The sequence below is a fragment of the Streptosporangium amethystogenes subsp. fukuiense genome (assembly GCF_042665875.1).
Lineage (GTDB): Bacteria > Actinomycetota > Actinomycetes > Streptosporangiales > Streptosporangiaceae > Streptosporangium > Streptosporangium fukuiense.
Genome location: NZ_JBHTEE010000001.1, coordinates 7,055,012 through 7,069,477, shown reverse-complemented (window position 1 = coordinate 7,069,477; position 14,466 = coordinate 7,055,012). Strand labels below are relative to the sequence as shown.

Genomic DNA, 14,466 nt, shown 5'->3' with positions numbered 1-14,466 from the left:
TGGCGCAGCGATGATCGGGAGGTGTCGGGTCTTCTCCCTTTTCCGGCCAAGCCGGTGTTGCGCAGTGTCAAGCTTCGCGCACTCCGGGTTTCCGTGAGGCCGAAACGGGGGACAAAGGGCGGACGACTCGGGTTGTTCAAGAGAGCGTGACCGGTGGCTCTCGCGCCGCTAGTGTGCCCGCTGTGGAGCTAAAAGTCGCAACTCGATCTCATGCCGGTCACACCGTCGTGACCATCGTTGGCGAAATCGACCTATACACCGCACCTCGCCTGCAGGCCGAGTTCACCCGGCTGCTCGGGCAGAGCCAGACCATGCTCGTGGTCCTCGACATGTCCGCCGTGGAGTTCTGTGACTCCACCGGCATGAACGTGCTGCTCTCCGCGCTCAAGCGGCTGCGCGAGCGCGGCGGCACGCTGGAGGTGGCGGCACCCAGGCCCGCCGTACGCAAGATCCTTCAGGTCACGGGCCTAGACTCGGTCTTCGTCGTGCACGAGACCCTGCCGGAGAAGCTGATGACCTCCGAATCCCAGGGGTGACCCTCTCCCCACGGCCGATGCCCGGGGTTTCCATGTCGGAGGTGTTAGATGACCGGTACGGCGGCGATCATTCCCGCCAAGAACGAGGACGATCGGATCGGGGCGACCGTGGCCGCGGCCCTGACGCTCCCCGGCGTCGATCTCGTCATGGTCGTCGACGACGGCTCGACCGACCAGACGGGACGGGTGGCCAAGGCGGCCGGAGCCCACGTCGTGCGGCACAGCCACAACCGGGGCAAGGCCGCCGCGATGGAGAGCGGTGCCGAGGCCGTCCGCCTGCTCGACGACGAGGAGCCCCGGCACCTGCTGTTCCTCGACGCCGACCTGGGGGAGACCGCCCGTACCGCCGCGCCGCTGATCGAGCCGGTCGCGGCGGGCGAGGTCGACATGACGATCGCCGTCTTCGCCACCCGGGTGAAGCTCGGCGGCCACGGGTTCGTCGTGAAGCTCGCCCGTGAGGGCGTCGAGCGTGCCACCGGCTGGACGCCCGTCCAGCCGCTCAACGGCCAGCGCTGCCTGACCCGGGCGGCCTTCGAAGCCGCCCGGCCACTGGCCCACGGCTTCGGTGTGGAGACCGGTCTCACGATCGATCTGCTCAGAAAGGGCTTTCGGGTGCGCGAGGTCCAGGTGGAGATGGCCCACCGGGCCACCGGCACCGACTGGCGGGCCCAGCTCCATCGGGCCAAGCAGTTCCGCGACGTCGCCCGCGCCCTGCTGGTCCGCCGCTAGGCCCGGGAACGTTCACTCGGCCGAACGGCTCGTCACGGGTTCCACGGCCTCCGCATGTTCGATGTCTTCGCGGTTCGGAGCCGCGTGAGAGTCGGCGGTGCGGCTGGTCGTCGAGGGCCGGCCGAGGTCGAGTCCGGGATGCGAGGACGGCCGGGGCCGCCGGGAGAACAGGTCGCCCGCCGCGCCGCTGCCGTACCGGGCACCTGCAGGATGTGCTGGAATCTGCGGGTGAGCTTGGAGGCGTCGGTCGGCGACAGGAGACGGAGCCCCGTCGGCGGCATGCCGCGGCGGCTCGACATCGCCGCGTTCGGGGCCATGGGGCTCTCGGTGGCGGTCACGGTCCTGATCGGGCTGCTGGGGCCCTCCGCCATGGTCCCGAGGCTGCCCGGGCCGTCCTGGCAGCCGCCGTACTCGCTGGACGTTCCGGTGAGCGCCCATCTGGTCATCGCCATGGGCGCCGCCGCGATCGTCCTGGGCGGGCTCGGGCTCGCCGCCGCGCTCAGGTCCCGGTGGAGGCCGGAGGCGCGATGGCTGCTCATGGCGGGCTGCGCCACCGCGGGGCTGCTCGCCTTCCTGCCGCCCTCGGGCTCGGCCGACCATCTCAACTACGCCGCGTACGGCCGGCTGGTCACGCTCGGCCAGGACCCTTACGCGATCACCCCCGCCCTGCTGCCCCATGATCCGGTCACCGGCGCGGTGGAGGAGTGGGCCGGGGTGACCAGCGTCTACGGCCCGGTCGCCACCGCCGTACAGGCACTGGCGAGCCTCGTGGGCGGTGACTCGGTCCGGCTGACGGTCTTCGTGATGGCCGTGGTCAACGCCGCGGCGTTCATCGGTACGGCGCTGCTGCTGCACCGTTTCGCCAGGGGGGACGAGGAACTGCGCGGGCGGGCGGCGCTGCTCTGGGCGGCCAACCCGCTGATGATCTACCACCTGGGGGCGGGGATGCACATCGACACCCTCGCCATCGCCTGCATGGTCGCCGCGCTCACGGTTCGCGGGGCCGCCTCCGGGCTGCTGCTCGGGGTGGGCATCGGGGTCAAGCTCAACGCCGGGCTTGTCGCCCTCGGCCCGGCGTGGGAGTTGCGCCGCTCGCCGGGCAGGCTCGCCGTGGTGGCGGGGACCGCGACGGCCACCGTGGTGGCGATCTACGCCCTCGCCGGGCCGCACGTGCTCGACCAGGTGAGCGCCGCCAGCAAGAAGGTCTCCCTCGCCACGCCCTGGCAGCTCGTCAAGGTGGGGTTCCAGTCGCTCTTCGGGCCGGGCGCCTACTCGGCCTGGATCCAGATCGGCTCCCTGCTGCTGATGGTCTGCCTGGCCTGGCTGCTCCTGCGGGCACTGCCCGCGGGAACCGCGTCCGGTGACACCGCGCCCGCGGTCGCCGCGGCGATGGTGGTCGCCTGGCTGTTCGCCGCGCCGTACGCGCTGCCCTGGTACGACGGGCTGGCCTTCGCGCTGCTGGCCATGGCGTCCTGGCCCGCGCTGGAGGGCTTCATGGTCGCCAGGGTCGCCGTGCTGTCGCTGGGCTATCTGCCGGCCAGGGAGGCGCTGCGCCCCGAGGACCTGCTCTGGATGAAGACCCTGCTCAGGGAGCGGGTGGTGCCGTGGACGCTGCTGGCGTTGACGGTCGTCCTGGTGTGCTGGGCGGCGAGAGCGCCAGGGCGCGCACGGAGGCGGCGAGCGTCAGCGGAACCGCGACCGTGAGCGCCATCGCCGGGATCGCGATGCCCGAGTCGTTCATCAGGAAGCCGATCAGCGCGCAGGCCAGCGCGCCGATCAGCCCGGCGCGCAGCGCGGGCGAGAGCGCGTAGGCCCTGCCCAGGGCCGAGGCCCCCCATCGTGAGGGGCGGTCGAGCACCAGGAACAGGAACGCCAGCGCGACCAGCGTGAGCAGGGACAGCGACCAGTTGCCGACCGTGACCCCGATCATCGCGCCGAACTTGCGGCCCACCACGGTCCATGCCTCCCCGTCCAGCACCTGCTGGACGAAGGCGCCCAGGTGGGTGCGCTGGTCGGCGGGTCTGCGCCAGTCGGCGACCGCGATGGTGCCGATCAGCAGGACACCCGCCAGACCGGCCAGCCCCAGCTTGACCGGTGAGACCCGCCCGCCGGCCAGCAGGATCACGAAGACGGCGACCCCCACCAGGAACGCCGGGACCCCGCCGAAGTCGGCGCCCCACGCGGGCCAGCCGTCGGCGAACACCGCCAGCCCCCCGTACGCCACGCACACCGTGAGCGCGAGCCCGCGCCGGCCGCGTGAGATCAGCCACTGGGCCGTCCCGGCCAGGGCCAGGATCGTACCGGCGGAGTAGACGGCGAAGGCGATGTTGCTGAAACCGTAGAAGCGCCCGCCGGTCACCGGCTCGTAGCCGGTGACCGCGTTCACCTGGAGCACCGAGCCGGTCATCACGTCGGCCAGCAACGCCGTCGAGGTGATGGCGGCGACCACGGTCAACGGGCCGAGCGGGTGCGTCCGCCACGGTCCGGCGAACGCCACTCCCGCGATCACGCAGGCGAATCCGAGGATCGTCACGATCACCGCGGCCATCGGGGCGGGCAGGCTCCACCAGGGGACGAGTTGTGCCAGGAAGGTGGAGACCGCGATCGCCCCGCTGACCACGGCGACGACCTGGACGGTGGTCAGGGCCCGGGAGCCGCCCCAGCCTCGCCGGATCGCGACGGCGGCCAGCAGGTAGAACAGGATCTGCACCGCCACGAACACCGCGAAGAACGGCCCTCGCACCTCGCGCAGTACCTGGCTCGCCAGGTCGTCGTCCGCCAGCTTCCGCACGGTCGCCGCGGCCGGCTCTCCGCTCGGCTCCTGACTCTGCCAGGCGCGCCCGACGACCCCGTTCGGGGCCCGCAGGCCCAGCAGGTCGATCGCGGTGGCGGTCAGGTCGGTGTTGGCGACCAGGCCGTCCTGGCGGGTGGAGGTGGCGGTGAGGTAACCGCGCGGGTACGGCTCGCCGCCGGGGGACGGGCCCTGGGCGATCGCCACGTGCAGGTGCGGTGCGGTCGAGGTGTCGGCCAGGCCGCCGAGCAGGACCGTGGTCCCGCTCCCGGATGTCCTCCCGGCCTCCTGGGTCCGCGCGGTTTCGGAGGTCGGCGTGGGGGGCGTCGCCGGGGCGCCGGCGGCCGCGGGTGGCGGGGGCAGACGGTCGAGGACCGTGCCCACCACGCGGTCGGCTCTGGCCACGGCCTCCCGCCTGGTCTGAGCGGTCATCGCGACCGGGACGCCGTCCGGGGTGAGGCCGCCGCCGATCCAGGCCCTGGCCAGGTCGTCGGCTTCCACCACGATCAGCCCGTACGGGGACAGCTCGCCGAGTTCCTCGATGTTCGCCGCGTATTTCGCAATTTTTCCTGATGTGTCGGCGGCGGCGAGCGCGGCCCCCGGCCCGACGGCGGCCACCTTCAGGCCCGCTCCGGCCGCGAGCCGGCCCAGCTGCCCGAGGACCGGCCGGTAGGCGGTGGTGGCGTTGAAAGCGGACAGCTCGTCCCAGCCGGGCACGCTCGCCCCGCCGTCGGAGGTCGCCTCCGGCGTGCGCGGCAGCGCGCAGCCCGCGCCCGGGGCCCCCGCCCGCTGACCCGCGGAGACCGTCAGCCAGCCCGCCACCGGGCAGGTGATCCCCCGATCCGGCGGCGGAACCGCCCGGGTGGACATGGAGGCGGACCCGCCCTCGCCCACGAGCCTCCACAGGTTCGGGGTCCGCTCCGGGTCCAGGTCACCCCACTCCAGCCCCGGTACCCCGATGACCACGACCCGCTCGGGAAGCACCCTCGCCACCGAGGCGCTCGCCGTACCGGCACCAAAGGCTCCCAGGAGCCCGCAGACCGCGGCCAGCAGCAGCGACACGGTGATCAGCACGGTCCTGGAGAACCCCGTCGGCCGGTTCCTCTTCGAGCCGTATGACCCGCGTACGGCTACGGCGGACGCTGCCGTGGTGGGCCGGGGTCGCCTCGGCCGTGTCGCGGTGCCAGGCGTCCCGGTGGCGGCCGGGCGCGCGAGCCCGCGACCGCGCGGTGTCGAAGCCATCCATTCCCCTGTCCGTGTCCGTCGGGCGGCCGTTTCCCCGGCCCCACGGTAGCCTGCCTGGTCGTGAGGACTGGCGAGGTGACCACGGCCGGACGACGCACGTGGACGTGGCTGACGTGGTTGGGGTGGCTGTCCGCGCTGCTGCTGGTCGCCGCGGCGGTGGCCCCGCTGGTGCTCTACTGGCTGGGCAACGTGGACGACCAGCGCCTGGTCGACCTGGATGTGTACCGTACCGGCGGGGAGGCGGTCCTGGAGGGCCGGTCCGTCTACGGGTTCGTCACCCCGGCGCCGCAGTTGCTGCCGTTCACCTACCCGCCGGTGGCCGCCCTGCTGGCCACCCCGCTGGCGGCGGTGTCATGGCCGACGGCGCAGTGGGCGTGGACGGCACTGATCTTCCTGACCCTGGCGGTCACCGTCGGGCTCTCCTTCCGCGCCCTGCTCGCCGGGGCGGGCACCCGGGACACGGCGCCGGCCTCGCCGGCGGTCGTTCCCGGTACGCCTGCCCGGCCGCGTGGGCCGGGCCGGGCGGGCGCTCTGAAGAGACCGCGCGGGGTGGACCGGCTGTGGGTGCCGCTGCTGTTCGCCGTTCTGATGATCGCGTGCACCTATCTGATGCCGATCAGGGACCAGGTCCGCTTCGGCCAGGTGGACATCCTGCTCGTCGCGCTCTGCCTGGCCGACTGCGTGGCCAGACGCCCGGTGTGGCCGCGCGGCATGCTGATCGGCCTGGCCACCGCGGTCAAGCTCACCCCCGGCGTCTTCCTGATCTACCTCCTCATCACCGGTTTCGGCCCCGGGGCGAGGCGGGAACAGCGCGACACCTTCTTCATCGCCGCGCTCACCGCCGCGCTGCTGACCCTGCTGCCGTTCCTGGTGATCCCGGCGGACGCCGCCGACTTCTGGTTCCGCGCGCTGCTCGACCCCGAGCGGCTCGGTGCCAACGCCGCGACCACCAACCAGTCGATGCGCGGCATGCTCATCCGGCTCTACCTGCCCGACGTGCTGACGAGCCTGCTCTGGGCGGCGCTGGTCGCGGTGGTCGCCTGGTACGGCTTCCGCCACGCCCGCAGGGCGCTGCTCGACGGCCACCCGGTGGCCGGGGTCGCCCTGGTCGGGCTGATGGCGGTGCTGCTCTCCCCGGTCGCCTGGATCCACCACCTGGCCTGGGTGGTCGTGGTGCTCGGGGCGCTGGCCGGCGACGGGCGCGACCCGGTCAGGGTCCGGGTGGCCGCCGGGGTCTGGCTCTACTACGTGCTGCCGATCCCCTGGTGGGGGGTGACGATCAAGGCGGCGGAGATCCCGGTGCTCAGTCCCGTGCTTGGCAAGATCGTGCAGAACGGGTTCGGGCTGGGCGCGCTTTTCCTGGTCTGGCTGCTGGGGGTGTGGCTGCCCAGGCGGAGAGCGGCATTCCAGGCACTCCGCTGATACGGGGTGATCCGTGGTGTGAAATGACCAAATCTGATGTGACTTGTGAGGTGAAGCGGCTTAATGCGGAGCGACCTCGGGCGGTCGTGGGGAGGAGCGGGCGGTCCGAAGGTGCGATCTTGGGCACATTTTTCGACAGTCGCCGGATAGCCTGAGGTCATGCCGAAATTCGCTTACCTGGGACCGGAGGGAACCTTCACCGAAGAGGCCCTGCGCATCCTGGCGCCGGAGGCCGAGCGTCTGCCGAGCCCGAACATCACCGCGGCCCTTGAGTCGGTCCGGCGCGGCGAGGCGGACGGAGCCGTCGTCCCGCTGGAGAACTCGCTCGAAGGCGCCATCACCACCACCCTTGACGAGCTCGCCCAGGGTGAGCCGCTGCTCATCACCGCGGAGCTGCTGCTCCCCGTCGAGTTCTCGCTCCTGGTGCGCCCCGGCACCGAGATGGCACACATCAAGAGGGTCTTCACCCACCCGGCGGCCATCACCCAGTGCCGCAACTTCACGGCCCGCGAGCTGCCCGACGCCGTGGTGGTCGCCGCCCCGTCGACGGCGGCGGCGGCGCAGGAGGTCGCGATCCCCGGCTCGCCGTACGACGCGGCCATCGCCGCGCGCATCGCCGGTGAGCACTACGGCCTCGTCCAGCTCGCGAGCGGGATCGGCGACCGCACCGACACCGTGACCCGGTTCGTCCGGGTGACGCGTCCCGGCCCGCTGCCCGAGCCGACCGGTGCCGACCGCACCTCCCTGGTGGTCTTCCTGGCCGACGACCACCCGGGCGCGCTGCTGGAGATGCTGACCGAGTTCTCCGTCCGCGGCGTCAACCTGTCCCGCATCGAGTCGCGGCCGACCGGCGACGGCATCGGCCGCTATTTCTTCCACTTCGACTTCGAGGGCCACGTCGCCGACGCCCGGGTCGGCGAGGCGATCTCCGGTCTGCACCGGATCTCCGCCAAGGTGCGCTTCCTGGGCAGCTACCCGCGCGCCGACGCCTTCGCGCCGCAGATCAAGCGCGGTACGAACAACGACGACTTCGCCGAGGCCGCCGCCTGGCTGGACAGGATCCGCGCCGGCCAGAGCTGATCGTCGGCCGGTGCGGAGCAAACCGGGCGCGGGCGAGAGCCGTACCTCGGTAGCCTGTGACTGTGATTGACCTGCGTACCCTTCGTGAGGATCCGGACCGGCTACGGGCGTCGCAGCGTGCCCGCGGTGAGGACGACTCTGTCGTCGACACGCTGCTCGACCTTGATGAGCGCCGACGTGGTGCGCTGAGCCGTTTCGAGACGCTCCGCGCCGAGCAGAAGACCGTCGGCAAGTCGGTCTCCCGTGCCTCGGGGGAGGAGAAGGCGACCCTGCTGGAGCGGGCGAAGGATCTCTCCTCGCAGGTCAAGTCGGCCGAGGCCGAGGCGGAGAAGCTCGCCGCCGAGCTCGATGAGCTGATCTACACGGTGCCCAACCTGGTGGAGGAGGGTGCTCCGGAAGGCGGCGAGGACGACTACGTCGTCCTGGAGGAGATCGGCGAGAAGCCGTCCTTCGACTTCGAGCCCAGAGACCACCTGGAGCTTGGCGAGCTGCTCGGCGCCATCGACATGGAGCGCGGTGCGAAGGTGTCGGGCTCGCGGTTCTTCTTCCTGCGGGGCGTCGGCGCGCGGCTCCAGCTCGGGCTGCTCAACATGGCCATGCAGCAGGCGATCGAGGCGGGTTTCGTGCCGATGATCACGCCCGTGCTGGTCAAGCCGGAGTCGATGAAGGGCACCGGTTTCCTCGGCGCCCACGCCAGCGAGGTCTACCACCTGCCCGACGACGACCTGTTCCTGGTCGGCACGAGCGAGGTGCCGATGGCGGCCTACCACGGCGACGAGATCCTGGACGGCTCCGCGCTGCCGTACCGCTACGCGGGATGGTCCTCGTGCTTCCGCCGCGAGGCCGGCTCGTACGGCAAGGACACCCGGGGCATCATCCGGGTCCACCAGTTCGACAAGGTGGAGATGTTCTCCTATGTCCGGCCGGAGGAGGCGCACGCCGAGCACCTGCGCCTGCTCGACTGGGAGAAGGAGATGCTGGCCAAGGTCGAGCTGCCCTACCGGGTGATCGACACGGCGGCCGGAGACCTGGGCACCTCGGCCGCCAGGAAGTTCGACTGCGAGGCGTGGGTACCGAGCCAGGGGCGCTACCGCGAGCTCACCTCGACCTCCAACTGCACCGACTTCCAGGCCCGCCGCCTCGGGGTGCGTTTCCGCGAGTCCGGTGGCAAGCCCCGGCACGTGGCCACCCTGAACGGCACGCTGGCCACCACCCGCTGGATCGTCGCGATCCTGGAGAACCACCAGCAGGCCGACGGCTCCGTCGTGCTGCCCAAGGCCCTGCGCCCGTACGTCGGCCTCGACGTGCTCGAACCCGTCAGGTAGCCGTCCGCGAAGGCCCCGCCCGGCCCGCCGTCCCGAAGTTCGCCGCGCCCGCCGAGCCGGACGGTGCGGCGGCCACCGGAACCTGTGCCGCGGCCGGGGCCTTCGTGCGTTCACGAAACCCGACGTTCCTCCGCGCTCCTCGCCGCAGTCCAGCCGATCAGAACCGATGTACCGACCCCGGAGCAGCCCGCGAACCAGGCGAGGAGCCTCGCCGTCGAGTAGTCGTCCGGGGTGCCGGACAGCCAGCCGGAGAAGATCGTCCAGATGATGGCCGGCATGCAGACGGCGATGGCCGACAGCGTGATCCAGGTCCAGGCCGGTACGCGTGCCTTGATCGCGGCGGCGGCCATGAGGGCCGTCGCGGTGAGGCCGCAGGCACAGCCGAACAGGAAGAACAAGGGGCTGATAAGGCTCTCCGACGGCTGGACGGAGAGGAATCCGAGCGCGGCGAGGGCGTACGCGGTCGCCGCGAGGCCGCTGTCCTGTGGCTCGCGGCGGCGGGCGGCGGTCATGCCGGCCATGAAGGCGAGCAGGCCGGTGAAAAGGCCGATGCGTTGCTCCACTCTCAGATCGACGTTCAGTGCGTCGAGCGGGGCCGCCGCGTCGGAGTAGAGGCCGTCGGCCGAGAAGCCGAGCCGCCGCCAGCCTCCCCGCGGGTCGCGTACCGCGATGCCGTCGGTGCCGTTGGCCGCCACCACCACGTGGCCCTCGGGCACGCGCTGCACCGCGACGGCGGTGGAACCCTGCCACGGTAGGTAAGAGTGATCGTTGCTCCGGCGCAGAGCGTCCTCGCGTCCCTCGGAGACCCCCCACACCGTTCTCCAGCTTGTCCCGCCGTCCCGGGACTCGTCCACGCCCAGCCGTGGCGGGGAGACGCGGTAGCAGTGCCCCGGGTCGTCCGGTAGGCAGGCACGAGTGGCGGGTGAGGGCAGGAAAGACGGTGTCGCGGGCACCGGAACGGGATCGGGCCGCATACTCCACGTCCGGCCGCCGTCTCGCGAGACGGCGGCCGATGAGGGGCCGGAGCGGATGAAGACGGTGATCGATTCGTCGTCGGCCGAGACCGACAGGGCCGCGGGCGGGGGCGGGACGGCCGAAGTGGCGGTCACCCCGACGAGGGCGAACGGGACGACGACCAGCGCGCGGGCACGCCGTACCGCCTGGTCGGACCGGCAGCCGCGCCAGACCAGCCAGGCGACGCCCAGCACGGGCAGGGCCACCAGGTCGGTCGGGTCGGCCAGGACCCGCGAGGGGCCCGCGATCAGAGTCCATGCTCGGGAGGCGAGTTCCGCACCCCCCTCGGTGGTCTTGACCAGGGTGAAGCCGATACCGGTGGCGACGGTCGCGGCAGGGGCGGCGAGCCGGGCGAGGACCGGCGACAGGACCAGGGCGAGCAGCGGAGGGGCGACCAGCAGCCCCGCGACGTCGCTCAGCTTGCCGGTGACCGGGCCGGGCCACAGAGCCTTGAGGAGATGGTCGTTGACCGGTAGCACCAGGACGGCGACCACCGTCACCGGGTGACCGAACCAGGCGAGGACGGGACCATGACGTTCCATGGACGGGTGGACCCGCCGCGATGAGGCCGGGTTCGCCCGCGACGGCATCTGTGACCTTTCTGGAAGGTCAGCCGGTGAGATAGCGCTGCACGGTGGGGCCGAGCCAGCCGACGATCTCCTCGCGGGACATGGCGACCACCGGCGGCAGGCGCAGGACGTAGCGGCACAGGGCCATGCCGAGCACCTGCGTGGCGGTGAGCCCGGCCCGTACGGGGGCCTGGGCGGGGTCGGTGCCGAGGCGGGCGGCGAGGGGGCCGAGCTGGGCGGCGAAGATGCCGCGCATACGCTCGGCGGCACCCTCGTTGGTGACGCCGGTGCGGAGCAGGATCATCATCCCCTCGTCGCTCTCCCAGCGGTCGAGGAAGTGGGCGACGAGCGTGCGGCCGACCGCCTCCCTGGGGACCGCCTCCAGGTCGGGAAGCCTCAGGTCGAAGTCGGCCGCGGCGCTGAAGAGCCCGTCCTTGTTGCCGTAGTAGCGCATGACCATGGAGGGGTCGATGCCCGCGTCCGAGGCGATGGCCCGGATCGTCGCCCGCTCGTAGCCGTCCGAGGCGAAGCGCTCGCGCGCCGCGGCCAGGATCGCGGCCTTGGTGTCCTCCGAGGTTCTCCTCATGCCAACAACTGTAGGCCAACACCTGTTGACATGGCCAGGGCGGGCGCGCACAGTTATGCCAACGGTTGTTGACCAACAAGCGTTGGCATACTTCAGGGAGGACGAAATGCTTCCGGAGACCACTGACGTTCTCGTCGTCGGCGCGGGGCCGACCGGCCTCACCGTCGCCGTCTCCCTCGCCGGGCGGGGATTCGACGTGACGGTCGTCGACGACCAGGCGGCCGGTGACAACACCTCAAGAGCGGCCGTCGTGCACGCCAGGACGCTGGAGGTGCTTGAGGATCTCGGGATCTCCGGGCGGCTGACCGCCCTGGGCATCCACGCCCGGCGATTCACCATCAGGGACCGCGACAGGACGCTGGTGCCGGTCGACTTCGACAGGCTCCCGACCCGCTATCCCTACACGCTCATGATCTCCCAGGCCGTGACCGAGCGGGTCCTGCTGGAGCGTCTGGCCGAACTGGGCGGCCGCGTCGCCAGGCCGTACAGGCTGGAGAGCCTCACCCAGGACGCCGAGGGCGTGACCGCGGTCCTCTCCGGGGGCTCGACCGTCACCGCGAGGTACCTGGTCGGCGCCGACGGCATGCACAGCACGGTCCGTGAGCAGGCGGGCATCGAGTTCGAGGGCGGGCAGTACGCGGAGTCGTTCAGCCTGGCCGACGTACGGCTCACCGGCGGGGTGCCGGACGACGAGGTGGTCCTCTACTTCTCGCCCGCCGGGCTGGTCGTGGTCGCGCCGCTGCCCGACGGCACCCACCGGATCGTCTCCACGGTGGACGAGGCACCCCGCGACCCCGACGTGGCCTTCGTCCAAGGGCTGCTGGACAGCCGGGGCCCGCGGCGGGAGCGGGCGGTGGTCGGCGAGGTCGTCTGGGGAACGCGCTTCCGCGTCCACCACCGGGTGGCCGGCACCTTCCGTGCCGGGCGGGTGCTGCTCGCCGGTGACGCCGCGCACGTCCACAGCCCCGCAGGAGGACAGGGCATGAACATCGGGATTCAGGACGCCACCGCCCTGGCCGAAGCCCTCACAGTCGCTCTCAGCGGCGGGCAGGCGGATCTGGACCGCTACACCGCCGACCGTCGCCCCGTCGCCCTGCAGGTCGTCACCTTCGCCGGCCGGCTCTCCGGACTGGCCAACGTGAACAGGAGCCTGCGGCCGATCAGGAACCTGGTCCTGCGAATCCTGGCGATCAGCCCGGTCTTCCGTCGGCGTCTCGCCTGGCGGCTCTCAGGGCTTGTCTACCGGTGAGGCCCCGTCTGTCGGCCGCCGACGAGGACCGTGGCCGCCCGTAGACGGGGGCCGGCCGACCGGGTGTCGTGGAATGTCGTGAAAATGCGGAAGGCGGGGTTCGCCAGGAGCGAACCCCGCCTTCCGGTCAAACAGGTTCAACCAAGAGGTCTATGCGTCAGACGGCGCGGACCTGCGAGGCCTGCGGGCCCTTCTGGCCCTGGGTGATCTCGAACTCGACCCGCTGGCCGTCTTCGAGGCTACGGTAGCCGTTGCCCTGGATCTCGGAGAAGTGCACGAACACGTCCGGTGCACCGCCATCCGGTGCGATGAAGCCGAAGCCCTTTTCAGCGTTGAACCACTTGACGGTTCCCTGAGCCATTAAAGCTCTCCCTCAGGATTTGAAACTTTGGGATTCACACCTCATGAACCCCATGTGTCGTACAGCGGGCCCCGGGGTGGCTCAGTCAAACTGGTTTTCACAACGGGATTCAGCTAATACAACGCCATCACATCTAACACTATCCGGCGCATGCGTGTTCCCGCCATCAGGAAGATTCCTGGGACGGGATGCTGGGGCCGACACCCCGGCCATCACAGTGCAGACTGGGACTTGTTATGCGAAGCCCCAGGCTGGTCGCCACCGACCTCGACGGCACCGCTCTGCGTTCGGACGGCACCGTCTCCCCCCGTACAGCCGCCGCTTTTGCGCTTGTGGAGAACGCCGGAGCGGCGCTGGTCTTCGTGACCGGCAGACCGCCCCGCTGGATGCACACGGTCGCGGGAGCCGTGCGCCACCGAGGGTTGGCCATATGCGCCAACGGAGCCCTCGTCTACGACCTGCACACCGAGCAGATCGTCAAATCCCACCTCATCCACCCGGACGTGCTTGAAGAGGTGGTGAGACGGCTCAGGGAAAAGGTCCCCGGCCTCGCCTTCTCGGTGGAATACGAGGGGGGATTCGCCCACGAATCGGACTTTCGTCTCGGCGGGTGGGACAGCAGGGCGGTCGCCGGACTCCGGGTGGGGACGACCACGCTCATCTCGCGGCCCTGCGCCAAACTGCTGGCACTTCACCCCACGATGGATCCCGACATTCTCCAGGCGGCGGTCTGCGGGCTGGTCGGCGATCTGGTCACCCCCACTCACTCCAGCGGCCGGGCACTGATCGAGATGAGCGCGCACGGCGTCACGAAGGCCTCCGCGCTGGCCCATCTCGCGATGACCCGCGACATCGAGCCGCACGAAGTGATCGCCTTCGGCGACATGCCCAACGATCTTCCGATGCTCCGCTGGGCAGGCACCTCGTACGCCGTCGCCAACGCCCACCCGGAGGTGTTGGCCGCGGTCGATCACGTGACCGCGGCCAACAACGACGACGGGGTCGCCGGAGTCCTCGAACGGCTCTACAGCTCCTGACGGCCCTACAGGTAGGGGCCGGGGTTGGCGCCGTGCCCCTCCTGCTGCTGCTGGAGGGAGATGCCGCCGGGCAGGGCCCTGCGCATGTTCTCAAGCTGGGCGCGGGCCGCCATCTGCTGGGCGAAGAGCGTGGTCTGTATGCCGTGGAACAATCCCTCAAGCCAGCCGACCAACTGGGCGTGGGCGACCCGGAGCTCCGCGTCGCTCGGCGGGGCGCCGTTGACGTCCTCGGTGAACGGCAGCGACAGCCGTTCCAGCTCTTCCACCAGCTCCGGCGCCAGACCGTCCTCCAGTTCCTTGATGGAGCTCTGGTGGATCTCCTTGAGTCGTTTGCGGCTCGCCTCGTCCAGCGGAGCCGCCCGAACCTCCTCCAGGAGCTGACGGATCATGCTGCCGATACGCATCACCTTGGCGGGTTGCTCGACCAGGTCGGCGACCGATCGCCCCTCGGAAGTCTCATCTTCCTGAGAGCCATGGGGACCCACGACCACGATGTGCGGAGTGCTCTCCTCAGCGTTCATA

At 71.0% G+C, this 14,466-nt stretch carries 13 protein-coding genes; 8 read left to right on the top strand and 5 right to left on the bottom strand.

Annotated features, from left to right (window positions below):
• Positions 1-182: 182 nt before the first annotated feature.
• The 3 genes from ACFQVD_RS31190 to mptB all read left to right on the top strand — a co-directional run bounded on the left by ACFQVD_RS31190 (position 183) and on the right by mptB (position 2,969).
• Positions 183-536, top strand: a complete 354-nt coding sequence (locus ACFQVD_RS31190; RefSeq protein WP_343970739.1) for an STAS domain-containing protein — start codon at positions 183-185, stop codon at positions 534-536.
• Between the two features lie 48 nt (positions 537-584).
• Complete coding sequence (locus ACFQVD_RS31185) at positions 585-1,265, top strand: glycosyltransferase family 2 protein (RefSeq protein ID WP_343970742.1); 681 nt, start codon at positions 585-587, stop codon at positions 1,263-1,265.
• A 228-nt stretch (positions 1,266-1,493) separates the two neighbouring features.
• Positions 1,494-2,969: a polyprenol phosphomannose-dependent alpha 1,6 mannosyltransferase MptB gene (mptB, locus tag ACFQVD_RS31180; protein WP_343970745.1), complete on the top strand. Its 1,476-nt coding sequence runs from the start codon at positions 1,494-1,496 to the stop codon at positions 2,967-2,969.
• Here the strand turns inward: mptB and ACFQVD_RS31175 are convergent.
• Entirely contained in the window at positions 2,851-5,130 is a 2,280-nt protein-coding gene (locus ACFQVD_RS31175) for a hypothetical protein (RefSeq protein ID WP_343970748.1), read from the bottom strand. The two genes, mptB and ACFQVD_RS31175, sit on opposite strands and share 119 nt — an antisense overlap.
• A gap of 231 nt (positions 5,131-5,361) precedes the next feature.
• Between ACFQVD_RS31175 and ACFQVD_RS31170 the strand changes: the two genes are divergently transcribed.
• The 3 genes from ACFQVD_RS31170 to serS all read left to right on the top strand — a co-directional run bounded on the left by ACFQVD_RS31170 (position 5,362) and on the right by serS (position 9,128).
• Positions 5,362-6,723 (top strand): glycosyltransferase 87 family protein, encoded by a 1,362-nt coding sequence (locus ACFQVD_RS31170; protein WP_343970751.1) that lies wholly within the window; start codon positions 5,362-5,364, stop codon positions 6,721-6,723.
• A gap of 159 nt (positions 6,724-6,882) precedes the next feature.
• Positions 6,883-7,803 carry a prephenate dehydratase gene (pheA, locus tag ACFQVD_RS31165; RefSeq protein WP_343970754.1) on the top strand — a complete coding sequence of 307 codons (921 nt, stop codon included), beginning with the start codon at positions 6,883-6,885 and terminating at the stop codon, positions 7,801-7,803.
• 62 nt (positions 7,804-7,865) lie between these two features.
• A complete protein-coding gene (gene serS / locus ACFQVD_RS31160) occupies positions 7,866-9,128 on the top strand; it encodes a serine--tRNA ligase (RefSeq protein WP_343970757.1) in 1,263 nt (420 codons plus the stop codon).
• A gap of 110 nt (positions 9,129-9,238) precedes the next feature.
• Here serS and ACFQVD_RS31155 read toward each other — a convergent pair whose 3' ends face one another.
• Both ACFQVD_RS31155 and ACFQVD_RS31150 read right to left on the bottom strand, forming a co-directional pair.
• Positions 9,239-10,684: a hypothetical protein gene (locus tag ACFQVD_RS31155; RefSeq protein ID WP_343970760.1), complete on the bottom strand. Its 1,446-nt coding sequence runs from the start codon at positions 10,682-10,684 to the stop codon at positions 9,239-9,241.
• A gap of 67 nt (positions 10,685-10,751) precedes the next feature.
• The gene (locus ACFQVD_RS31150; RefSeq protein ID WP_343970763.1) at positions 10,752-11,297 is read right to left on the bottom strand and encodes a TetR/AcrR family transcriptional regulator; all 546 of its coding nucleotides are present in this window, start codon (positions 11,295-11,297) and stop codon (positions 10,752-10,754) included.
• A 106-nt stretch (positions 11,298-11,403) separates the two neighbouring features.
• Here ACFQVD_RS31150 and ACFQVD_RS31145 point away from each other — a divergent pair, with 106 nt between their 5' ends.
• Positions 11,404-12,546 carry an FAD-dependent oxidoreductase gene (locus tag ACFQVD_RS31145; RefSeq protein WP_343970766.1) on the top strand — a complete coding sequence of 381 codons (1,143 nt, stop codon included), beginning with the start codon at positions 11,404-11,406 and terminating at the stop codon, positions 12,544-12,546.
• Between the two features lie 157 nt (positions 12,547-12,703).
• Here ACFQVD_RS31145 and ACFQVD_RS31140 read toward each other — a convergent pair whose 3' ends face one another.
• A complete protein-coding gene (locus tag ACFQVD_RS31140) occupies positions 12,704-12,907 on the bottom strand; it encodes a cold-shock protein (protein WP_012886943.1) in 204 nt (67 codons plus the stop codon).
• A 236-nt stretch (positions 12,908-13,143) separates the two neighbouring features.
• Here ACFQVD_RS31140 and ACFQVD_RS31135 point away from each other — a divergent pair, with 236 nt between their 5' ends.
• Positions 13,144-13,944 (top strand): HAD family hydrolase, encoded by an 801-nt coding sequence (locus ACFQVD_RS31135; protein WP_343970790.1) that lies wholly within the window; start codon positions 13,144-13,146, stop codon positions 13,942-13,944.
• Positions 13,945-13,949: 5 nt separating this feature from the next.
• On the opposite strand, the gene ACFQVD_RS31130 is transcribed toward ACFQVD_RS31135, so the two are convergent.
• Entirely contained in the window at positions 13,950-14,465 is a 516-nt protein-coding gene (locus ACFQVD_RS31130) for a bacterial proteasome activator family protein (RefSeq protein ID WP_343970794.1), read from the bottom strand.
• Position 14,466 lies beyond the last annotated feature (1 nt).